Genomic DNA, 21,201 nt, shown 5'->3' on the forward strand with positions numbered 1-21,201 from the left:
GCTTTTGCCAAAATGCAGTTCCCGCCATTTTACCAAATCCGCTGCGTTTTTTTTAAGGGATCTGCATCCCTTCTGCTGTTTTTGGCGGGCTTCTTTTCTTTCCGGGGCGGCCAAAGAAAAGAAGCAAAAGAAGGCCGCTTTATGGCGCTGGCTTTATTTAAATTGTGGTATAGGCTCTTTTTTCCAGCGAGCAAAGCCTTTGAAGAGGTACTGCATCTTTTCAAATTCGATAAGGGCTATGAGTTCTTCTTTGCACTTGGTTCTAAATCCGCGGATACGCAGGAAGTCCTTAAGTGGGAAATCGGCCATCTGGCCAAAGGTTTCGATCTCCAATGCATCGAGTACCGACAGCAGTCTTCTGCTTAACGCATACTGGCTGTCGCAGACGAGTTTTTCCCTGTCATTTTTAGTTTTTTTTTCTCTGATCTGGGCAGCACTGGGGTTTAATTCTTGTTTTAGCTCCTGCAGTTTCTCCATATACTCGTTGATTTCTGAAAGCAGTTCGGTAACTACTTTTACTTTGCTCAAGGTGCTCTCATAAAGTATCTCCACATATTCTGATGTAATAGCATATTGTGCTGCCGCCTCCTGCAGGGGCGTCTTTTCTGTTATAAGTTTATGAAGCAGACCATATTCCTTTTCGGGAAGCGCTTTTTCGGACATTTCAAGATAAAAGCTGTTGGTGCGGTCAATAGCATTCTGCATAACAATACAAATTAAATCCTTATTGTCAAATATGTTTTGGCTCTTTCGGTTCAATGCTAAGATACTAAGCTTAATTGAGTTATGCAATGTATCTGCAGGAAAGCATTAAGCAGATCAGGAAACAGAAAAGCCCAAAGCATTGCTTTGGGCTGTATTATTTTTAATTCTTTTTTGAATAATTATTAAAATTTAAGGTGCATGCTGCTTATCAGCCTGGCTTTTACCAGATCTGAATTTTTAATCTTGAGTGTCTGGTGTCTCCCTCCGTTTTTCTCAAAAATCTCAATTAGCAGCAGTTTGTCATCCGCTATTGTAAATTGATCAAAAAGAAACACATTCTGGTCTGTGGCTTTTCCGGGAATCTCATCAAGGGTTTTGCAAATTCGGAGCGGCACAATCGGCCTTTGCTGCGAGGCAGTTCGTCTGGCAGTTTTTTTATCTATCACCTTGAAAATCATAAAGTCAATGCTGAAAGGTACATTGGTTTGGTTTTCAAGCTGCGTATGGAAATAATACTTGCCGTTGTGGATATAGATGCCCTTTAAGATGAACTGAATGCCGAAACTCTCCGATGCAATGTGCTTTACGATTCGCTTGTTGTTTTTGTAAATAGTTTCCAGGATCAAACCTGCCAGTGATGGCGGTGTTTTTCCAAGCTCCTCAAAAAGAACATCGCTTGCGCTGACTTTGTCGAAGTTCTTCTCCATCGCCATAAGATCATAGCTGAGGGCAGGCGGGTTGGCGCTGTAATGCACGTTAAAATTGTAAAAGCGGCCGTCATCTGTAATCACCGAAAAGTTGGTTTCCTCTTCAAAAGTCTTTACCGATGCCTTGACGCGAAGGACGTTTTCAGCATCCTCGGCTTTTGAGGCAATCAGGTAGTCGCTTCCCAAATCCACGTATCGTATAGGGGACGGGAAAATAAGATGCGAAGTTTTGTCATATGTGACCTGCATCTCATAGGGCTGTATCGTTCCCAAATCCAGCCTTGGAACTTGCTTTTCCTGAGCAGGTACTGATAGTGAAAAGGCAGTTACAAGAGTTGTTGCCCAAAATGTTTTTAAATGATTTTTCATAAGTAATTTGTTTAGATTGCTGTTATTTTTTGGAAACCAGAAATACTTGATGCCCCGCTTTGAGAATCACTTTAGGAGTTTTCACTTTTTTAGCGAAATAGCCCGAGATACCCTGAACCACACCGCGGCTCAAATCAGCTGCCACCTGCTGTCCTGCCGACTGTGTCATCATAAGGCTGGTGCCGGACTGCTGGCTCATGTTGCCCGCCATTTCAGTCAGGGCGTTCCTTTCAGCAGAATAGGGAACTGGCACTCCCTGCTGGCCGTCCAGATCGTAAATGATGATCTCAACCGGTATAATCGAGCCATCCAGTTCAACGGAACTGATTTTTAACTGCAGGCGTCCTTCCTGTATCTTGGCATTTGCCGTTATCATTGTGCCCGCCGATACTTTGTGGCCCGAGATTCGGGCCGCTTCCAATAAGCGAAGGACGACGCCTGCCTCGCCACTAATGGTCTGGGTCTGGTGTACGCAGGCCCTGATACTGTTTTTTGGGTGCTGAGCCTGATCTGTTACACCTGTGGTATAAAATCCGTTATTTCCGCTTTTACTCAAGTCCGTCAGAAAAGTGCTGTCGGAAGCAGGGCGGTACAGGGAAGAAACCCTGTTCTTTTTTGCTGGAACCAGTGCCGAAAAATCCTTTTTTTGCGGTTCCTCATTTGCCACTGCAGCATTTTTGCCAGCGGGCCCGATGCTATTGGATCCCGATGGGAGGTATTTGGCGGCCATCTGATAGGATTTTTCCATGAGCGTCAGCTGGTCATCAATAGAGGCAGGTACGGGAATATCCTTTTGCGTGAGTTCCTCCTTGAGCTCCTCGAGCTGCCGGCGCAGCTCCTTTGTTTCTCCATTGTCCTGCTGGTAGAAAGAGCCAAGTGCGCTTTGGGCACTGCGGTATGTGCTGAGCGCCGGATTTTTAGGCTCTTGCGTTTCATCGGGCAGTGCTTGTTTCTGCTTATCGCTGTCCTCATTCCAGTAATCGGACAGCGCCGTTAAAGCATTCTTTTTGTGCTCTTCTTTGTCTTGGAGCATTTCCTGCTCATACGCTTTTTGCTTGTCTGCCTGCAGAACCGATCCGCTGGCCTGCGGCACGCTGTCGTTCAGCCCGAGGTTTTCTATTTGTTTTTTACCCGTCGACGGCTTAAAGATTAAATACATACAGCCGATGCAGACAATTCCCATCAGGGTGAATATCAGCGGTTTTTTAAAGCGTTCGACAGCTGTTTTTTTTTCAACAGGCACAAACGAGGTACTGCTTTGTACAGCCTCATCAGAGAAAAGGCTGACCTTTTTTTTAGCTTCTTTCATAATCTTATTTTTTTAAAATTGGCTTCAGGGAGTCCTGCATCTGCGCTGGACTCTCTTTTCCTTGCGGGGCTGGGTTTTCGATATGCTCTACATTCAGGCTATTTCTGGCTGTTGCCGTATCACGGCATACGTTGAAAATGACAACTGCGGTCAGCAGTGCATAGGCTGCAAAAAAGTAGAGTATCATCTGATGCTGCCTTCTTACCGGCATTTCGTCCCAGTGCTTGTCAAGCCTTTCCAGCCACTGGTCTATATTGGCTCTTAATTTTTTCATAATCTTGTTGTTTGTGTTTTCAGAGCTTAAAACGCTTAGGGGATTTATCTGTTTTTAGCTGCTGTTCATCATTGACCAAAGCGACTGCCTGCGATGCGGTGGGTGCTGATATTGCAGACAGGTTTGTCAGTTCCGATTTTTTCAGCAGCTGCCCAAATTGGTCTTTCCGTGCAATCTCCATTCTGTTAAGGGAAAATTTGCCATCCAGGTATTTTACCAGCATAATGCATCGTACACTTGGCTTGTCTTCACCCGACCATTGCAGGTAGGCTGTCAGCAGCAAATCCTCTTTAGGCAGGCTATCTGCTGTTTTTTGACAGTTTTCAAGATATTCCCCAATGCTGTCTTTCAATTTTCCCCCGTACGCACCCTGCGTATGGAAATAGCCGTTATATCCTTTGTCAGTAAGGATTTTGGCAAATGTGTCTAAATCTAATAATGCTTCCATAAGATTTTTTTAGCGTTCGATGACTTCTATATCCCTGTTTTCAACCACCGCAAACTTTTCAATATTAAAGCCCTGCGGATTATTGTCCGAGCGCACCGAGTTTACCAGAAGGCAGGATGTAACCAGACTGCGTCTGGTTACATTACTCGAGCGTATGATAATCTGCCTTGCATAGCTCCGCACCACATACGGGTAAGTCTCGAAATTGCAGACCACGCTGTCCATTTCGATACGCTGCTGTACATTGCCTGATATAATCCGGTTGTAATAACCTTTTTCCAAAAGGTCCTTGTAGTAGTTAAAGGCACTTTTATCGGCAAGGCTAAATGCCCTTTTCATATTGCTTTCAATAGCATTTTTGTCGGGCGCCAGGGTAAAGAAGAGCTCATGAAAACGCCTTACGTGCTCTCGGGCTTCCACAGGACGGTTGATTGAAGCATCCTGTGCCAGAGCCAGCATGAGTGATTTGCCATTATCGAGTACATAAATTTTTTGGCGCTGCTGCTCGGCAAAAAGGTACGATTTCCAAAGGGCAAAGCCTGTGACGACTGCACAGAGCACGGCAAATACAATGGCGTAGAGCCTAATCTGCCGGAAACTGTTTTCTATATTTCTGAGTGTTTTAAATTCCATTTTATTGAATGTTTATTGATTACTTATTGACCAGCCTTCCGGCAATGTTGCCTGCGGCCGAACCTGCGCCTGCGCCAGCGATATTTCCGGACTTCATGGCAGTCTGGTGGATGTTGCGTGAAAAGTTTCCTGCTCCGCCCGCCTGTATTATCCAGCCTGTCACAGTTGGAATGGTAAAATAGCCCACGATGCCGATGATCATAAAAATGATGTAAACTGTATTAGAGGTGTCAGGAATGAAAGCAGGATCGGCAAGCATTTCGATGTCCCTTTCAATAATCAGCGACTGAATCCTCGCCAGCATTGAGCTGAAAAGATCTGCAACCGGAAGCCACAAATACACGCTGACATACCTGGTGATCCATTGTGTGAGTGTAGATTCAAAGCCATCCCAGACCGATATGGCAAATGCAATAGGCCCAAGAATAGACAGAACGATTAGAAAAAATGTCCGTATGGTATCGATAACCAGAGCTGCCGCCTGAAACAGTATTTCGAGCAGGTTCCGAAACCACTCTTTTATTATTTTCTCTATCTGATAGGTCTGCTTGTCCATATACATTCCAGCCATAGTCCCGATGTCTGAAGGCGACCAGCCCAGCTCGTCCAGTTTTTTGTCGAACTCCTCGTCCGATACCATATACGCCGTTTCTGGATTGCGGATCATCGCCTCATGCTCAAGCAGGTCCTTTTTTGCCTGAAGATCGTTCAGATCCAATACCTGATTTTCCAGAATGCTGTGCGTTCCCTGAACTATTGGGCTTAATACGGCATTGATTGTGCCCAGTACGATCGTCGGGAAAAACATGATGCAGAAACCCAGAACAAAAGGCCTCAGAAGCGGATATACATCGATAGGCTCTGCGCGGCTGAGCGCCTGCCAGACTTTCATAGCTACAAAGAACAGCGCCCCGAGTCCTGCCAATCCTTTGGCCACTGCCGCCATATCAGCTGACAGGGGAAGCATTTCATCATAGAGTGAGCGAAGGACCTGGTGAAGATTATTGAATTCCATATTACCAGTATTTTTGGTCTGGTGTGCCGTAAAGCTCAAGCACCCTTTTGGTACTGTTCTGCTTTTTAGCCCTCAGGATACTGACTGAAATATTCTTATTGGTATAGTAGCGCACCAGGCTGTGGTATTCTTTAACCTCCTTGTACACGCGGTCAATAATATCCATGCGTTCCTTATCAGTCAGCGACAGGCTGGAGGAGGTGACAATCTGCTTGAGTTCTTTTAAAAGCTCTGTACTCTCTCCCAGGAGCGCCGAATATCCTTTGGCAATGGCTGTCAGTTCCCTTGCCGAAAAGTTAGGGTCATTTAGCATCCTTCCGAAATTCTGTACATACATTTCCGATACATTGCCTACCAGAAGGACGGTCTGCTGCACCTTACGGGCATCTTTTACCAGATTGTTAATGGCTTGAAGCTTGTCGTAATATTCCTTGCCCTGCTTGTATACCTTTTCGACTTCCTTGAAATTTTTAACCACATTGCTGACTGTTGAGGAAGTCTGGATGATTTCATTGGCGCTGTTGAGAATGCCCGAAGCAAGATTGGCCGGGTCGGTAACTACAAACTGCGCTTTTGCTGGAGGTGCCGAGGCAAGCATAATTGCCGTAGACACCATGAATAGTATTTTTTTCATTGTTATAAGTTTTAAATTATTGTTGATTTTTAATTTTCCTGCTCGCGGCGCCTTATGGCAATCTGCTTGATGGCGAGTTCTACATTGCCGCCAAGTCCCGAGGCACGCTGCATCACTTCCATTTTTTCTGTTTCCTCGGTGGTGTAAGCGTAATACTCTTCGAGGCTTACTTCTGTGGCATAGACCGCCGAGTGTGTTCCCCCAAGTCCGATCCACACTTCCTTGTAAAGACGTGATGGATCGTTGTTCATATTAATGGAAAGCACCTGCGCCTTTTCCTTATCGGTCAGCCCGAGCATGGCCTGGATATCATCAAACTTGTTCATGTATTTGCGTTGATCGAGAAGGATCTTGCAGTCTGAATTGTTGATGATACTTTCCTTAACAATAGGGGACTGGATGATGTCATCTACTTCTTGAGTGACCACGATGGCCTCTCCAAAGAACTTTCTAACAGTCTTAAATAAATACTTTATATAATTTGCCATACCTTCCTTAGCAATAGCTTTCCAGGCCTCTTCAATCAGTATCAGTTTACGGACTCCTTTAAGCCTTCGCATCTTGTTGATAAACACTTCCATAATGATGATCGTCACGATTGGAAATAAGATTTTATGGTCTTTGATTGCATCAATTTCAAACACGATAAAGCGTTTGGAAAGCAGGTCCAGCTGTTTGTCGGAATTCAGCAGGTAATCATACTCGCCGCCTTTGTAATAAGGCTCCAGTACATTTAGAAAATTGGCAATGTCAAAGTCTTTTTCCCTTACCTGTTTTTCTATCAGCACGCTTCGGTAATCTCCCTGAACATACTCGTAAAAACCATTGAAAGACGGAAAGACGTCATCGCGCTTAATCTTTTCGATATAGCCGCTTACGGCATTGGACAGTGCCACTTCCTCGGAGCGGGTGGGAGGCTCGTCATCACGTTTCCATAATGTCAGTATGAGCGTCTTAATACTTTCTCTTTTTTCAATATCGAAAACCCCGTCATCGGTATAGAAAGGGTTAAAGGCAATGGGATTGTCCTCGGTATAGGTAAAATACACCCCGTCTTCGCGTTTGGTTTTTCCATTGATCAGCTCACACAACCCCTGATAGGAGTTACCGGTATCAACCAGCAGGACATGGGCGCCTTGTTCATAATACTGCCTCACCATATGATTGGTGAAAAAAGACTTGCCGCTTCCCGATGGGCCGAGTATGAACTTGTTACGGTTGGTAATGATGCCGCGCTTCATCGGCAGGTCCGAAATATCAAGATGGATGGGTTTACCCGTCAGCCTGTCCGCCATCTTGATACCGAATGGCGATGGGGAATTATGGTAATTGGTTTCCTGGGTGAAGAAGCACAATGCCGGCTCAATGAATGTGTAAAAGCTTTCCTCGCTCGGAAAATCTCCCGAGTTGCCGGGCATTCCCGCCCAATACAAGGCTGCTGTATCGGTAGTATTGTGCCTTGGCTTACATTCCATAAGGGCCAGAGCGCTTCCGCAGTCATTTTTTAGCTGTTTGAGTTCTGATGGGTCATCCGACCATGCCATGATATTGAAGTGTGCCCTTACAGAGGACACCCCAAAAGAGTGCGCCTCATTCAGATAGCGTTCTATCCACTCTTTGTTGATCTGGTTGGCACGGCTGTAGCGTGCCAGCGAGTGCATGTTCCGGGCCGACTTTTCAAACTTCTGCAGGTTTTCCTCACTGTTGTCCAAAAACAGATACTGGTTGTAGATGTGGTTGCAGCTGAGCAGCAGTCCCACAGGAGCGGCAAAGGAGAGTCGGCAGTCGCTGCGGTCGGTGGACAGTTTTTCATATCGCGTATCAGCCGATACCGATGAGGGGAGTTCGTCGGTGTCTGAAAGGGTATGCAGGCAGAGCCTTTTGTTTCCGACCCGCACCTCTTCGCTGCCAAGCGCAATATCCTGCAGAGGTGTTCCGGTTTCCTTTGAAAGGGTCAGGTATTGTTCGAGCAGTCCTTGCTTGCCTTCGCATCCAATAATGTCTTCTTCACTCATGCGGCTGATTTTGATAAATCCGCAGTCGTTTATAATGCGCTCAAACTGCGCCACGGCTTCCATAAATCGATGCACGGTTTCCTTATCCCTTATTTCTTTAGGTATGAGTGCCCCTTTGCACAATGAGGAGAAATTGCTCTGCATTCGCATACGTTCTTTAGTAGTCTTGGTCAGGAACAGGTAACAATAATGGTTCAGAAACGGACGCTCATTAAAGTGCCGCTGATAGGATCTGGCCAGAAAACTCTGGTCATCCTTATCCATTTCAGAATCATAATTCTCCCTGATGTACCAGTCCTGTTTATGGACGACCGTAAAATCCGGCAGGGTCTTAATGGCCTTATGCCAGGCAGAATGAATGGCTTCATATTCGGGCGAAGCCACCGTGAAGAGTTCCGGCAGATGGACTTCAAAGCAGGCTGTCATATCCGCATCTTTGGAAAGGATGCAGTTGTTCTCTACTGCCAGCAGCGGAAATCTGCTTTCCAGTGTTGCGGTCTTGGCTGTGTTTCTCATACGGTGCTGGATTTAGGAGTTAATCTTAAGCAGCGTCGTACAGGCTTGCGGCAGATGATGTAACGGGGATGTCTTTTTTTTGCCCCGATTTTCATCAGCCCGTGCTCGCCGTACTTTCTGTTCAGTGAGAAAGTCTGCCAGACAATCAGCGAGGCGCCGCCCGCGCCGAGAAAAAGACAGATATAGGAACTGATTCCGGCCATGTAAAGTATCATGACCAGGATGAGTATTCCCAGAAGTCCGCCTGCGAAAATGAAAAGGTACTGCGCCTTGAGCCCCCTGAACTCGACAGTTCTCCCGATGCCTTTGTTGATGTTGTAATTATTCATAAGGCTTTTTTAAAGGAAGAAAGAGCGAAGGATGGTCGCCGCGACAATAAGGAAGATACAGGCGCCGAACCAACTAGCCGCGGTTTTTGATGTGTCGGGATCTCCGCTGCTGAATTTGTTATACACCTTAACCCCTCCGATTAAACCTACGACGGCTCCAATGGCGTAGATAAGCTGTGTCGCTGGATCAAAATAGGAGGTTACCATTTGGGTTGCTTCAGTGATACCTGCTGTGCCATTTCCTTGTGCAGATAATTTTACAGATGACAGCGCGACTATTGCTGCCGTCAGGATTTTTTTTCTTTGTTTTTTCATAATAAAACACTTTAGATTGTTACTGTATTGCCGCACTGTGCGGACGCTACAGACAAAAGTGTGATGAAAATCAAATGCCTTCAGGAAAGTGGCATTATGTGGAATCAGTTGGCAGTAAGAAGTATGATGAGTAGTTTCCAGTGCAAAAAAAAAAAAACGCCTAAACCATATTGTTTCGACGTTTTCATAATGCAGTAATCATTAAAATAATAAAGGGGATTTTCATCCTTAGACAAAATCCCCAATATCAAAATCATTGAAACCACTTTTCCGCAGATAGGAAGAGCCGGAATCATTTTCAGAAGAAAGGCCACCGTCCAGCAGCTCGGCTATTTTTCGCGAAGCACTTTCTATGGAATTTTCCAGCAGGCTGAATAATTCAGTTCCCTGTATTTTTTGAACTAATGCAATTGCTGTTTCTTTTTGGGATAGCTCTAGTTTTTCTTTTTCCAGCAGCACCCCTACAGCACTTAGTTCCTCGAAGGTAACCCCTTGGGCAAAACTGTCATTCCCTGTCAGTATTCCATAAGCGTTCCATTCTTCTTCCTCCTGTTCCAGATCAGGCTGATTTCTGAAAACATCGTCCAGCTCTTCCTGCGGAATTTCTGTATCGACATATTCCTGGTCGATTTCAATATCAAAATTATTCATTTCCTGCTGCTGTTTTCTTTCCTGGCTCTCAAAGGCGTTTATTGGCACTGGCAGGCTTCTTACGGTTTTTGGTTGTCCCATAACATCGGGCAGGTTAGGGTTAGCTTTTGCCAGCTTTTGCTTTTCCTTTTTCCTTATCTGAATAACAATTTTATCCTGAAGCAGCAGGATTATTACAAGGAGCAGGCAGATTACGATGAGCGTTTCCATATTAAAGTATTGGTTTATATTTATCATTGAAACTTTTGATAATCCGGTCACCGAACTCCTGAAAATGATATTCGAGAAGATTGTCCAGATAGGCGTAAATGCTGATCTTGTCCTCTCCAATTACCTGTACGATCCGGGTGAGTTTCTCATGAAAATCCGGCCGGATATATACCGTTTTCCCGTCTCGCGCATTGGTGTCTGACTTTTTCAAAAAGAGGATTTCGTATTCCTGATCATCCTCTTTCTTCATTTTGCTGTGCTCCTTTGCCATTGGCTTTTCCCTTAGTGGCTTTATTCCCTCTCCTAGACCTTCTTGCGGCAAGTGAAGTCCTTCCATCCTGACCCCGTCTACCATTAAGTTCATCATCATCTCTTCGTTTATCTCCGGTATGGCTTTTTTCTTTTGCTCTTTTTCCATGATGTTATAATTGGGTGATTCTTAAAAATTCTGTCATGAACTGTTCCAGGCGGCAAGAGCTCATCAGCCGCTCATCAGGAGGCATTAAGGTGGAACGAAAAACACTTCGGGCATCCGCTTCGCTCTCTTTTCGGAAACGTGTGCTGTTCATGATCTGGCAGTCCATCAGACTTAGGCCAAGATCAGCAATAAGCTTGTTATAGAATTCATATAAAGGCGAGCGTTCACGGCCGTCGACCTGATTCCAAAACAGGTTAATTGTCTTGATCGACGTTTGTCCTTTTTTCATAATAACATCCTTCATAAGCTGGGTAAAAATAAGTGTGCTTTCCATTACCACGCGGTCCGCTGTTATGGGCGTAAAAATATGATGCATTCCCACCAGGGCTTTTAATATGCCCGGAGTATTTACTGTCCCCGGAAGATCGAAAAAGATGTAGTCCAAGCGATCAGATGACGATTCTACAAAATCATGCACAGCCTGAAGCACCCCTTCGGCCTTATGCTGAAAAATGGGGTACGCTTTCTTGTTGATGGCTGTGAACTGCCTGAAGGCGGCTTTTTTTAAATACTCATTTTCCATTACCATTGATAAATCACGGGTTTTCATTTTCATCAGGCTGTGCTGTGGGAAGTCGGCATCGAATACCGCCACGTTGTAACCCAGGCGATAGTGGAGCGTACTGGCAGTGAGCGCCGTAAAAGTGCTTTTGCCTACACCTCCCTTCTGGGAGGAAAAGGCGACAAATACTGGTTTGTGATCTGTTTTCATCTTTAATGTATTTAATTATTTGTTATTATCTGTGCGCGTATGGATGTATTTTAGTAAGGCTGTCAGTGCGCAGTTATGCAGAACGCTGGATATCTATACACAGACATTATGCTGTATTTGTATAATCACAGATACACATGCATTTTCAGCGGGGTATACAAATAAGTATGTTTTTACATGCAAACCCAAATCTTGAAATCTGTACCTATGCTTGTACGTATATAATCAAGGGATCATGTAACAACGTATTTATGTCTCTACATTTTCCTGCATGCACAAAGAAATGCAGTTATATAGGTACTTCTTTTAATATAGTAGCAATTGGCGTTTGAAGACTTTGTTTGGCATTTTGCTGATATGCAATACTTTACTGGATAGTACTTTATTTTGTAATAAGATTTTTATTAATGGACTAGTGCAAAATCAATTTAAGATATCTGGCAAAAATGAGGACAGCTTCAAGCTGTCTTTCCTTCTATATTTAATCCGTACCGAAGGGCGGATTTTTGTGTTCGCCAGAACACGGCAAGTTGTGTTTTGCGGCACTCGAAACTGAATTCGTGCCCCAAAACAACTTGCCCTGCCGGGGGGTGGAAAAACCTTCCGAAGTCAGGTTTTTTTGCAGTAGTTAAATCGGATTTGTGATGAAAGAAAAAAATAATGGAAAAAAAAGCAGTGGAGGCAGAAATCCCAAAATAGATCCCAGCATATACAGGCATGTTTTTCGTCTCACTGAAAAGGAAAATGCGAAGCTGTTATCGCTGTACGAAGCTTCGGGAATGCACAATAAAGCAAAATTTATCATATCCCTTTTGTTTGGAAAAGAAGTGAAGACAGTCACAATAGACAAGGGGACAGTTGATTTTTATATGCGGCTCACCTCATTTCACAGCCAGTTTCGGTCAATTGGAGTAAATTATAATCAGGTTGTGAAACTTTTATATCGTAATTTTTCAGAGAAAAAGGCAGCGGCATATTTGTACAAACTTGAAAAACAGACCGCCGAATTTGCATCACTTTGCCAAAAAATTATTCGCGTAGCACAGGAATTTGAAGATAAACACTTGAAAAAGCAGTCTTGAAATGATAGCGAAAATTGGAAGAAGCAGCAATTTGTATGGCGCACTGGAATACAATCAGCTCAAAGTTCAAAAAAAAAAGGGACAGGTTCTGTTTACCAGCAGGATAATCGAAACTGCAAGCGGCATATATTCAACTGCACAATTAGCCCGGTCCTTTGAGCCATATTTGCTGGCCAATCGCAATACAGAAAAGCCGATACTGCATATTTCACTTAACCCTGATCCAAAAGACAGTGTAAGTGATGAAAGGTTTATAGCGATGGCAGAGGAGTACATGCGGGAAATGGGATACGGCCAGCAGCCTTTTGCAGTATTCAAACATACCGATATTGACCGTACACATATCCATATAGTATCGGTCTGTGTTGATGAGAAAGGTAAAAAAATCTCTGATAAGTTTGAGAAAAGAAAATCTATGGACGTTTGTCGACAACTGGAAAGAAAGTATGAACTCATAGCTGCGGAAGACAAAGGACATAAGCGGGAAGACAAATTTTTTAATCCTGTGGACTATCGAAAAGATGATATTAAAAGCCAGATCGGGTCGGTTATACGTTGTCTGCAGCAATATTATCAATTCCAAACTTTGGGTGAATATAATGCTCTTCTCTCACTGTTCAATATTACTGTTGAAAAAGTAGAAAGCCACCTGCATGGAAAAATCAGACAGGGGTTATTTTATATGCCCTTAAATGAAAATGGAGAAGGGGCGGGGCATCCTATAAAGGCGTCTTTATTTGGCAGGAATTCATGTTTGCCGGCTTTGGAGCTGCATTTTGCAAGATCCAAAGAGGCTTTAAGCGATAATGGTACAAAAGTTACTCTTAAAAAAGCTATTACCACTGCGATCCAGTCAACAGATAATCAAAAGGATTTTAAAATGCAGTTAACAAAACAGGGAATCAATACCGTAATACGTGTAAATGATAGTGGGCGTATTTATGGGATTACTTTTGTAGACCATAATTCCAGAACAGTCTGGAACGGTTCACGTCTTGGCAAAGAATTTTCAGCCAACGTCTTTAACGACTGCTGGAATAATGCTATAAAATCAGAAATTAAAGCCTCGGGGCAGCTGCAATCCAAAGTATCAAAAATCAAGGTCATGGAGGATTTATTTGCTGAAAAACCGCATCAGTTATTCGATTTCCTGAATATAGATGGACAGCAGGGCGGGCTGCTTGAAACGCTGGGAGGAATATTGCCTGAAGCCCCTGGTGAAGATTTTAACGAACAGGCATTGGGCACTAAAATAAAGAAAAAAAGAAGACCCAATAAAGATAAATAGCCTGCCTTGGTCATTTTCTAAAATCATAGTCCATAGTGGATTTAGTGTTTTAGAAAACCTTATTCCAGCAGTGGGCTCTTTTTGTTATATTTGTCAATATCCTAACTATTCCTTTAACATGAGTGATGAAATTATAAGAAGTAGTGACTACATAAATTGGTCAGCCTTTATTTTCAATAAAATAAAATTTGCCCAAACTCAAACTGCTTTCAAAGTAAATGCTGAAATGCTTACATTATATTGGGAGATTGGAAATTCTATTATTGAGAAACAGCAACAAAATAGCTGGGGAAGTAAAATAATTGATCTTTTAGCTGCTGATCTAGCTCGTAATTTTCCTGACAGCAGAGGTTTTTCTGTTCGAAATCTCAAATACATGAGAGCTTTTTCTGAGGCGTATCCTCATTTTCCAATTGTGCAAGTCCCGCTTGCACAATCCGAAAACCAATTTGTGCAAGTCCCGCTTGCACAAATTACATGGTATCATCATATAAGCTTGCTGGCCAAAGTAAAAAATGTAGCGGAAAGAGCATTTTATATAGCTGAAACATCTAAAAATGAATGGAGTAGAGATGTAATGCTTTTACAGATTCAAAGTAATTTGTATTCCAGAAGCGGGAAGGTCTTGAATAATTTTGAACAGACTTTGCCTGAATACCAATCTGATTTAGCAAAAAGTATTTTCAAAGACCCTTATAATTTTGATTTTTTAATGATTTCCGCTAAAGTCAAGGAACTTGAAATAGAAAAACTTTTGACACAAAAGATCACGGACTTTTTATTGGAACTCGGAAAAGGATTTGCATTTGTAGGAAGACAATATGCAATTGAAGTTGATAATACAGACTACAAAATTGATTTACTTTTTTATCATACCATTTTACATGCTTATGTTGTAATAGAACTAAAGGCAGGTGAATTTATACCCGAGTACGTCTCTAAACTTAACTTTTACATTAGTGCAATAGATGACACACTCAAAACTCCGGCTGACGAGCGAACAATAGGGTTATTGCTTTGTGCATCGAAAAGCAATATAAAGGTTGAATATGCGATGCGTGGTCTTGATAAACCTTTGGGAGTCGCTACATATCAATTAGAGCAACTGGTAAAAGAAAATATAGACCAGTTGATAAATGATGCTGACCAAGAATAGTATGTTCCAAATGTGACTGTAATAATTTAGAATAACTTTACAAATCATTTGATTTTAAAGGTATTGTACAATGCATTGCATGATCTTCCTGCCTCTAATACCCACCAACTCAATTTTCAGTAAAACTCAATTTCAAAACTAAATAGGATTGTATTGTTGCAGTGCCAAAGACTGCCATTCAATGCCAAAATCCGCCTTGTTATTACAGCGGTGATCTCCGGCGTTTAAATTCATGCCCGAATTTAAAATATTTTAAAATGCAGGGTGATGATGATTTAAGAGGACTTGCCAAAATTATGGCATTTATGAGGGCAGTAAGTATCCTGATACTACTGATGCATTTATACTGGTACTGCTATGGGTTCTTTCTTGAAAGAGGATGGACATTGGAAATCATTAATAAAATTTTAGGCAGTTTCCACAGGACAGCAGGTTTGTTTTCGCATAAAATTTACACGAAAATTTTTTCAGTAGTATTGCTGGCCTTAAGCTGCCTGGGAACAAAGGGAGTAAAGAATGAGAAAATTACCTGGACAAAGATCGTTAGTGCTTTCATCATTGGCTTTGTCCTTTTCTTTTTAAATACCCCGTTGTTAAGTCTGTCGAAGGAAACAGCTGCTTTTTTTTATATGCTTGCTTTGGGATTGGGTTATATCGCTTTAATGATGGCCGGTGTTTGGACCAGCCGTCTTTTAAGGACTAATTTGATGTCAGATGTATTCAACAATGAGAACGAGAGTTTTCAGCAGGAAACCAAACTCATGCAAAATGAATTTTCGGTAAATCTTCCTACCAGATTTTATTATAAGAACAAATGGAATAGGGGCTGGATTAATATAGTTAATCCATTTAGGGCTACAATTGTCCTTGGTACGCCCGGATCGGGTAAATCGTATGCAATAGTGAACAATTATATCAAGCAGCAGATTGAAAAAGGCTTTTCAATGTATATCTATGACTTCAAGTTTGACGACCTTTCCACAATTGCCTACAATCATTTATTAAAGCATCATAACAAGTACAAAGTAAAACCTAAATTCTATGTAATCAACTTTGACGATCCAAGAAAAAGCCATCGCTGCAATCCACTTAATCCTAATTTCATGACCGATATTTCGGATGCCTATGAGGCGGCATATACCATAATGCTGAACCTGAACAGGAGCTGGATACAGAAACAGGGAGATTTCTTTGTTGAAAGCCCTATTATTCTTTTGGCCGCCATTATATGGTTTCTTAAAATCTATGAAAATGGCAGATACTGCACGTTTCCACATGCCATTGAATTATTGAATAAGAAATATGCGGATGTGTTTACTATCCTTACATCTTATTCGGAACTGGAAAACTATTTATCGCCGTTTATGGATGCATGGCAGGGCGGGGCGCAGGATCAGCTGCAGGGCCAGATAGCATCAGCTAAAATTCCCTTGTCGCGTATGATTTCTCCAAGCCTCTACTGGGTTATGACCGGTGATGATTTTTCATTGGACATTAATAATCCAAAAGAACCAAAGGTATTATGCGTAGGTAATAACCCTGACCGCCAAAATATCTATTCAGCTGCATTGGGACTGTACAATTCGCGTATTGTAAAACTCATTAATAAGAAAGGACAGTTGAAAAGTTCGGTAATTATAGACGAGCTGCCTACCATTTATTTTCGCGGATTGGATAATCTTATTGCTACTGCCCGAAGCAATAAGGTCGCAGTGTGTTTAGGATTTCAGGATTTTTCACAATTGAACCGCGATTACGGGGACAAGGAAAGCAAGGTTATCCAAAATACGGTGGGCAACATTTTCAGCGGCCAGGTGGTAGGAGAAACAGCGAAGAGCCTTTCGGAGCGTTTTGGGAAAGTATTACAGAAAAGACAAAGCATGAGCATCAATCGAAACGATAGGTCTACCTCAATATCCACTCAACTAGACAGTCTGATACCTGCATCCAAAATCTCTACATTAACGCAAGGGTTCTTTGTAGGCGCTGTTTCGGATAATTTTGACCAGCGTATCGAGCAGAAAATCTTCCATGCTGAAATTGTTGTAGATAATGAAAAGATTGCAGATGAATCCAATGCGTATCAAAAGATACCCCAAATCTTATCCTTTGTTGATGAAAACGGCGCCGACAGCATGAAAAAAGAAATTGATGCGAATTACAAACAGATAAAAAGAGATATTATTAAAGTTATTGAAATAGAATTGGAACGCATTAAAAAAGATCCGGAATTACAGCATTTAGTACAAAAGGAGCAAAAAAAATGACCATTATATATTAATAGTCATTCCTGTTTTTATATAGTTTACATCTAGGCAGTATCAATTTCTATTTTTTCTTGTGCCGAATTCAAAATCACTTCCGGCTTGTTCATTTAAAGTGATATAAGCATCAAATTTCTTTCCAGATTTGCTTTTCATTCCCTTTATTAATGACGTTTTCCCTTTATTGACAAGATTTTCAATTTCAGATAAACTCAAATGCACACCGCAGATATTCCGGAACTGTATCCAATTGCATATTTCATCTTTGCATTTGACAATTTTATCGCCAATAAGAAGATGCTGGGTTTTGCACTTTGGGCATAAGAGTTGAGGAAGCTTGGTTTCTACAATAGAAGTTTGTAATAACTCAGCAGTGATAGATGCTGTGTAGGTTTCGATATCATTTTGAAAAACCACTTCATCAGCTTCGCTGTTTTCAATTTTCTCTAACGAAGCTTCCCACTGCGCAGTCATACCTGCATCAGCAATTTTCTTGTCTTTTACCAGTTCATAAACTTTTAGTCCTTTAGAAGTAGGTAACAATGATTTTCCTTCCCGTTGCATGTAATTACGGGAAAAGAGTGTCTCTATAATGCCAGATCTTGTAGCAGCAGTACCAATACCGATATTTTTTACAGGCTTGCATTCTTCCTTGATTTCTATTTCCCTTCCGACGGTTTCCATCGCAGACAAAAGCCCTGCTTCAGTGTAAAGAGCAGGAGGGCTGGTTTTCTTTTCCAGAACATACACACTTTTTATTTTGAGTTCGTCACCCATTTTCAATTCTGGAAGTTCCTGCTGAGGATCATTATCATAAAAAGTGCCTTTAATGGTGCGCCAGCCTGATTCTATAATTCGGCTTCCTTTCAGGTTAAAATCATAGTGCAAAGCCTGTAATATACTATGGGTCACCTCCTTTATGCATGGCTGTGAAATTGCTTCCAGCATACGGAAAGCAATCATATTATAAACTGCATTTTCCTTTGCCGTGAGGGCAGAAGGTACCTTTTCGGTTGTAAGCAGGCCATGATGATCAGTAACACGCAAATCATTCACGATACGTTTATTTAAATGCCCCCATTTAACTTTAGCGACTGCCTGCTTAAATAAGTCGCACCCCTGCAAAACTCTGATTAATCGAGGGATTTCTGCCCACAAATCATCAGGAATAAATTTGCTTCCGGTTCGTGGATACGTAATGAATTTCTTTTCGTAGAGGATTTGTGCAATAGTAAGTGTTTCCTCGGCAGAAAGATTCAGTTTTGTATTAGCTTCTTTTTGAAGGCCGGTCAAATCAAACAGTAATGGCGGATGTTCAACTATGTTTTTTATTTCTGCAGATGTGACAATAGCAGTACTTCCATCTCGTGTAATTAATTGTAACACCTTATCTGCCGCTTTTTTATCTTCCCATTTATTTTGGGATAAGCTTTTAAAATCACTGAATTCTTTTGAATGCACTAGTTCTAGCTGCCAGTATTGTTTAATTGAAAAGCTTTTGTTCTCGAAATAACGCCTGCAGATCAAACCAAGGGTAGGAGTCTGCACTCTTCCGAGCGAATAAATTCCATCTCCTGCTGCAATGCTTAATGCCTGCGAAGCATTAATTCCTAATAGCCAGTCAGCGCGGCTCCTGCTTCTTGCGGCCTTATATAGCCCTTCGAAATCACTGCTGGGTTTTAGGTTTTCAAATCCATCCTTAATAGCCTTTTCAGTAAGTGAGCTGATCCATAAACGCTCAACTGGCTTGCGGCATTTAAGAAATTCGTAAATGTTGCGGAATATTAATTCACCTTCTCGTCCGGCATCAGTTGCGGCAATTATCTTTTCACTCTGGTCAATGACGTGCTTTATTATTTTTAACTGCTTTTGTGCGCCTTCATCGGCAGCGTAGCCTTTGTTATTTTTTATTTTACGTATAGTTAATAAAAAGGGCTGTGGTATTATAGGCAGTGCGGATTTCTGAAATCCGGAAATTCCGTAATCTGACGGCATAGCGAGCTCCACTAAATGTCCGAATGCCCATGTAACAAAATAGCCGTTACCTGTCAGGTAGCCATCCTTTTTTTCTGTGGCTCCGAGCAGTACGGCTATTTCCCTTGCTACACTGGGCTTTTCTGCAATAATAGTTATCATAGCCAATTACATTTTACGGCCTTTTGATTTAGCAGGTGTATTGGATTCTTCTTGCAGTTCCTGTTGTTTTTTGTTATCAGGGTTTGCCTGCCCTGATTTTAAAGGCTCCTGAATGTTCTTGGTAGCTTCATTAGTTTTGCCTTCCGAATTGACAGCGGTCTGCGTTTTATGCGCTTCAGAAGGTTTTATCTGTTCTTTGATTTTATCTGGATTTTGGAATGAAAAATCTGTTTTATTGGTTTCCTTGTTATAGGTGATATATCCATTATATTCTTTGCCTTTTTTATCCACGAGGCCGCTGATATAAACTGTCTGGCCATTTTTGAGCTTTTGATACTGCTCATTATCGAGTTCTTTATCTCTAAAGTTTTTTGGTGCTCCCTGAGTCTGATTCTGCTGATTGCCTTGAGCCTGTTTGTTAGGGTCATTTCTATGAAAGAGAAATTCGACAAAACGTTTATCTGCATTGAATTGCACAGATGCATCAAAGGCAGTTCCTTTCTTGGAAACCATGCCTTCTAGAGTAAGCGGTTTTCCTTCCAGCAAGGTTTGTTTTTGCTCTTCATTGAGCTTTACTCCTTTAATTTCATCGGGAATTTTAATGAAATCCGTGCGCAGAGCCACCACTTCATTGGTCAGCCTGTCTATACTTATAATGGAGGGCAGGATTTCATTGTTTTTCGGATTAGTTAGATTCACTACACGTCCCATATTGCCTGTTTGCAGCAGATTGTCTTTATCTTCCTTGCTGAACTCGTGGCCGAAGAAAGGATAATTCAGGTTAGGTCCTTTGCGGATGCCGTGAATAGCCACTACGACCTGTCCTTCGTCGTTTTGTTTGAGTGATAAGCGGGCATCCATTTTGGTAACTGCAGTACCAAGATTAAGACTTACCGGTACAAGTTCATTTGTTTTGTATCCTTTGAGCAGCGGATCAAGCAGTCTCATTTTTTCAAGTTTTTCTTTGCTTAAACCCAAATGGTTTAATGTTTCCCAATCGATCTGTTCCGGTTTGTATTTGTATTCACTTGTTTCCGGATTTGTCTGTGCTGTTTCCATATTGATTTCATTTTTTTGTTTATAATCTTTTACTTCGTGCTGTTTCATTATTTGTTCACCTTGAGGTGTTGGATGATCTAAATGTTTCTGCATCTCTTTTGAAGTATCAACAGCCAGCAGAGCAGGAATTTTGAAGAATGAAAAATTAGTTGGGTTCTTCAGCTGGCTGAAAAAATTAGAAAAGAAATTTGAAAACACATCCCCGTGCTTGTCTACCCTCATAAACTGATTCTGATTTTTGTTGGTAGTGTCAACGGTTTCCAGATTACCATTTTGGTCAATGCCTTTTACCGCCATGATTTTCTTTTTCTCTTTATCCAATACCAGCAGTATATCTGATAACTCTTCAGGAGTATTTAGTCCATCTTTAATTTGTTCGTTCATAATCTTTGATTTTAAATTCATTTGCGAAATTAAATCTTGAGATAGTGCTGATTAAAAGATGGAACCTGTTGGCGTTATTTTTCACTCCCTGGCACTTGTTTTTGTTGTTCGGACATTTAAGCTTTCTCTGACGAACTGGTGTACATCCGACAGCTTATAATATATTTTTCCGCTGATAGTATAATAGGGCAGCCTGCCGATTGATCGGTAACGCTGAAGTGACCTCCCGCTTATCTTAAGCATCTGCAATATATCCTGATTGTCCAAAAGCTCTTCGCCATCGACACTTCCTCGCTTTTTTTCAAGTTCGCTGATATGCGCACTCAAAAGGTCGAAACGTTCTATGATCCGTTCCATCCAGGAAATGAATTCCATTCTGTCTATATTCATGGCCGATTATTTTACATTACTGATGCAAAGTTGCTAATGGCAAAAGTTTTTCATCGCCAATGCCTGCCAATGTAAAATGCGGTTTTGTGAAAATTTTAACGATTATAGGAAGTATATAAATC

21 protein-coding genes are annotated in these 21,201 nt (G+C 41.8%); 4 read left to right on the top strand and 17 right to left on the bottom strand.

All coding sequences use genetic code 11. The features are described 5' to 3' along the window. Positions 1–153: 153 nt before the first annotated feature. From APR43_RS01945 to APR43_RS02010, 14 genes are all read right to left on the bottom strand, one after another. The gene (locus APR43_RS01945; protein WP_053471351.1) at positions 154–705 is read right to left on the bottom strand and encodes a hypothetical protein; all 552 of its coding nucleotides are present in this window, start codon (positions 703–705) and stop codon (positions 154–156) included. Between the two features lie 182 nt (positions 706–887). After that, positions 888–1,781, bottom strand: a complete 894-nt coding sequence (traN, locus tag APR43_RS01950) for a conjugative transposon protein TraN (protein ID WP_053471352.1) — start codon at positions 1,779–1,781, stop codon at positions 888–890. 22 nt (positions 1,782–1,803) lie between these two features. Next, on the bottom strand, positions 1,804–3,090 hold the full coding sequence (traM, locus tag APR43_RS01955) for a conjugative transposon protein TraM (RefSeq protein ID WP_053471353.1): 1,287 nt from the start codon (positions 3,088–3,090) through the stop codon (positions 1,804–1,806). Positions 3,091–3,094: 4 nt separating this feature from the next. Next, positions 3,095–3,364 carry a hypothetical protein gene (locus APR43_RS01960; RefSeq protein WP_053471354.1) on the bottom strand — a complete coding sequence of 90 codons (270 nt, stop codon included), beginning with the start codon at positions 3,362–3,364 and terminating at the stop codon, positions 3,095–3,097. Positions 3,365–3,383: 19 nt separating this feature from the next. Next, positions 3,384–3,812 carry a hypothetical protein gene (locus APR43_RS01965; protein WP_053471355.1) on the bottom strand — a complete coding sequence of 143 codons (429 nt, stop codon included), beginning with the start codon at positions 3,810–3,812 and terminating at the stop codon, positions 3,384–3,386. Positions 3,813–3,821: 9 nt separating this feature from the next. Next, positions 3,822–4,445 carry a conjugative transposon protein TraK gene (traK, locus tag APR43_RS01970; protein ID WP_053471356.1) on the bottom strand — a complete coding sequence of 208 codons (624 nt, stop codon included), beginning with the start codon at positions 4,443–4,445 and terminating at the stop codon, positions 3,822–3,824. A 19-nt stretch (positions 4,446–4,464) separates the two neighbouring features. Beyond that, positions 4,465–5,460, bottom strand: a complete 996-nt coding sequence (gene traJ / locus APR43_RS01975; protein ID WP_053471357.1) for a conjugative transposon protein TraJ — start codon at positions 5,458–5,460, stop codon at positions 4,465–4,467. Between the two features lies 1 nt (position 5,461). Beyond that, the gene (locus tag APR43_RS01980; protein WP_053471358.1) at positions 5,462–6,094 is read right to left on the bottom strand and encodes a DUF4141 domain-containing protein; all 633 of its coding nucleotides are present in this window, start codon (positions 6,092–6,094) and stop codon (positions 5,462–5,464) included. Positions 6,095–6,123: 29 nt separating this feature from the next. Beyond that, positions 6,124–8,625: a TraG family conjugative transposon ATPase gene (locus tag APR43_RS01985; RefSeq protein WP_053471359.1), complete on the bottom strand. Its 2,502-nt coding sequence runs from the start codon at positions 8,623–8,625 to the stop codon at positions 6,124–6,126. Continuing rightward, on the bottom strand, positions 8,622–8,954 hold the full coding sequence (locus tag APR43_RS01990) for a DUF4133 domain-containing protein (protein ID WP_053471360.1): 333 nt from the start codon (positions 8,952–8,954) through the stop codon (positions 8,622–8,624). Before APR43_RS01990 ends, APR43_RS01985 begins: the two co-directional genes overlap by 4 nt. 9 nt (positions 8,955–8,963) lie before the next feature. Further along, on the bottom strand, positions 8,964–9,269 hold the full coding sequence (locus APR43_RS01995; protein ID WP_053471361.1) for a DUF4134 domain-containing protein: 306 nt from the start codon (positions 9,267–9,269) through the stop codon (positions 8,964–8,966). 228 nt (positions 9,270–9,497) lie between these two features. After that, positions 9,498–10,130: a hypothetical protein gene (locus APR43_RS02000; RefSeq protein ID WP_053471473.1), complete on the bottom strand. Its 633-nt coding sequence runs from the start codon at positions 10,128–10,130 to the stop codon at positions 9,498–9,500. Between the two features lies 1 nt (position 10,131). After that, on the bottom strand, positions 10,132–10,548 hold the full coding sequence (locus tag APR43_RS02005; RefSeq protein WP_053471362.1) for a DUF3408 domain-containing protein: 417 nt from the start codon (positions 10,546–10,548) through the stop codon (positions 10,132–10,134). Between the two features lie 4 nt (positions 10,549–10,552). Then, a complete protein-coding gene (locus APR43_RS02010) occupies positions 10,553–11,320 on the bottom strand; it encodes a ParA family protein (protein ID WP_053471363.1) in 768 nt (255 codons plus the stop codon). Between the two features lie 644 nt (positions 11,321–11,964). Between APR43_RS02010 and mobA the strand changes: the two genes are divergently transcribed. The 4 genes from mobA (at position 11,965) to mobC (ending at position 17,113) form a co-directional block, all read left to right on the top strand. After that, complete coding sequence (mobA, locus tag APR43_RS02015) at positions 11,965–12,402, top strand: conjugal transfer protein MobA (RefSeq protein WP_053471364.1); 438 nt, start codon at positions 11,965–11,967, stop codon at positions 12,400–12,402. 1 nt (position 12,403) lies between these two features. Next, positions 12,404–13,690 carry a conjugal transfer protein MobB gene (mobB, locus tag APR43_RS02020; protein WP_053471365.1) on the top strand — a complete coding sequence of 429 codons (1,287 nt, stop codon included), beginning with the start codon at positions 12,404–12,406 and terminating at the stop codon, positions 13,688–13,690. Positions 13,691–13,808: 118 nt separating this feature from the next. Beyond that, positions 13,809–14,846: a YhcG family protein gene (locus APR43_RS02025; RefSeq protein WP_053471366.1), complete on the top strand. Its 1,038-nt coding sequence runs from the start codon at positions 13,809–13,811 to the stop codon at positions 14,844–14,846. Positions 14,847–15,103: 257 nt separating this feature from the next. Beyond that, on the top strand, positions 15,104–17,113 hold the full coding sequence (gene mobC / locus APR43_RS02030) for a conjugal transfer protein MobC (RefSeq protein ID WP_053471367.1): 2,010 nt from the start codon (positions 15,104–15,106) through the stop codon (positions 17,111–17,113). Positions 17,114–17,167: 54 nt separating this feature from the next. Here mobC and APR43_RS02035 read toward each other — a convergent pair whose 3' ends face one another. The 3 genes from APR43_RS02035 to APR43_RS02045 all read right to left on the bottom strand — a co-directional run bounded on the left by APR43_RS02035 (position 17,168) and on the right by APR43_RS02045 (position 21,079). Continuing rightward, positions 17,168–19,246 (bottom strand): type IA DNA topoisomerase, encoded by a 2,079-nt coding sequence (locus APR43_RS02035; RefSeq protein WP_053471474.1) that lies wholly within the window; start codon positions 19,244–19,246, stop codon positions 17,168–17,170. A 6-nt stretch (positions 19,247–19,252) separates the two neighbouring features. Then, the gene (locus tag APR43_RS02040; protein ID WP_053471475.1) at positions 19,253–20,689 is read right to left on the bottom strand and encodes a DUF3945 domain-containing protein; all 1,437 of its coding nucleotides are present in this window, start codon (positions 20,687–20,689) and stop codon (positions 19,253–19,255) included. A gap of 81 nt (positions 20,690–20,770) precedes the next feature. Continuing rightward, the gene (locus APR43_RS02045; protein ID WP_053471368.1) at positions 20,771–21,079 is read right to left on the bottom strand and encodes a helix-turn-helix domain-containing protein; all 309 of its coding nucleotides are present in this window, start codon (positions 21,077–21,079) and stop codon (positions 20,771–20,773) included. Positions 21,080–21,201 lie beyond the last annotated feature (122 nt).

Origin of the sequence: Flavobacterium sp. NLM, assembly GCF_002210235.1 — a bacterium.
Classification (GTDB): domain Bacteria; phylum Bacteroidota; class Bacteroidia; order Flavobacteriales; family Flavobacteriaceae; genus Flavobacterium; species Flavobacterium panici.

Excerpts from the sequence above, each read along its gene's own strand:
- APR43_RS01960 (WP_053471354.1), bottom strand. The coding sequence starts at position 3,364 with ATGAAAAAATTAAGAGCCAATATAGACCAGTGGCTGGAAAGGCTTGAC.
- APR43_RS01945 (WP_053471351.1), bottom strand. The coding sequence starts at position 705 with ATGCAGAATGCTATTGACCGCACCAACAGCTTTTATCTTGAAATGTCC.
- APR43_RS01995 (WP_053471361.1), bottom strand. The coding sequence starts at position 9,269 with ATGAAAAAACAAAGAAAAAAAATCCTGACGGCAGCAATAGTCGCGCTG.
- APR43_RS02025 (WP_053471366.1), top strand. The coding sequence starts at position 13,809 with ATGAGTGATGAAATTATAAGAAGTAGTGACTACATAAATTGGTCAGCC.
- APR43_RS02045 (WP_053471368.1), bottom strand. The coding sequence starts at position 21,079 with ATGAATATAGACAGAATGGAATTCATTTCCTGGATGGAACGGATCATA.
- traK (WP_053471356.1), bottom strand. The coding sequence starts at position 4,445 with ATGGAATTTAAAACACTCAGAAATATAGAAAACAGTTTCCGGCAGATT.
- traJ (WP_053471357.1), bottom strand. The coding sequence starts at position 5,460 with ATGGAATTCAATAATCTTCACCAGGTCCTTCGCTCACTCTATGATGAA.
- APR43_RS02010 (WP_053471363.1), bottom strand. The coding sequence starts at position 11,320 with ATGAAAACAGATCACAAACCAGTATTTGTCGCCTTTTCCTCCCAGAAG.
- mobC (WP_053471367.1), top strand. The coding sequence starts at position 15,104 with ATGCAGGGTGATGATGATTTAAGAGGACTTGCCAAAATTATGGCATTT.
- APR43_RS02005 (WP_053471362.1), bottom strand. The coding sequence starts at position 10,548 with ATGGAAAAAGAGCAAAAGAAAAAAGCCATACCGGAGATAAACGAAGAG.
- APR43_RS02035 (WP_053471474.1), bottom strand. The coding sequence starts at position 19,246 with ATGATAACTATTATTGCAGAAAAGCCCAGTGTAGCAAGGGAAATAGCC.
- traN (WP_053471352.1), bottom strand. The coding sequence starts at position 1,781 with ATGAAAAATCATTTAAAAACATTTTGGGCAACAACTCTTGTAACTGCC.
- APR43_RS01980 (WP_053471358.1), bottom strand. The coding sequence starts at position 6,094 with ATGAAAAAAATACTATTCATGGTGTCTACGGCAATTATGCTTGCCTCG.
- APR43_RS01965 (WP_053471355.1), bottom strand. The coding sequence starts at position 3,812 with ATGGAAGCATTATTAGATTTAGACACATTTGCCAAAATCCTTACTGAC.
- mobB (WP_053471365.1), top strand. The coding sequence starts at position 12,404 with ATGATAGCGAAAATTGGAAGAAGCAGCAATTTGTATGGCGCACTGGAA.
- APR43_RS02040 (WP_053471475.1), bottom strand. The coding sequence starts at position 20,689 with ATGAACGAACAAATTAAAGATGGACTAAATACTCCTGAAGAGTTATCA.
- APR43_RS01990 (WP_053471360.1), bottom strand. The coding sequence starts at position 8,954 with ATGAATAATTACAACATCAACAAAGGCATCGGGAGAACTGTCGAGTTC.
- APR43_RS01985 (WP_053471359.1), bottom strand. The coding sequence starts at position 8,625 with ATGAGAAACACAGCCAAGACCGCAACACTGGAAAGCAGATTTCCGCTG.
- traM (WP_053471353.1), bottom strand. The coding sequence starts at position 3,090 with ATGAAAGAAGCTAAAAAAAAGGTCAGCCTTTTCTCTGATGAGGCTGTA.
- mobA (WP_053471364.1), top strand. The coding sequence starts at position 11,965 with ATGAAAGAAAAAAATAATGGAAAAAAAAGCAGTGGAGGCAGAAATCCC.
- APR43_RS02000 (WP_053471473.1), bottom strand. The coding sequence starts at position 10,130 with ATGGAAACGCTCATCGTAATCTGCCTGCTCCTTGTAATAATCCTGCTG.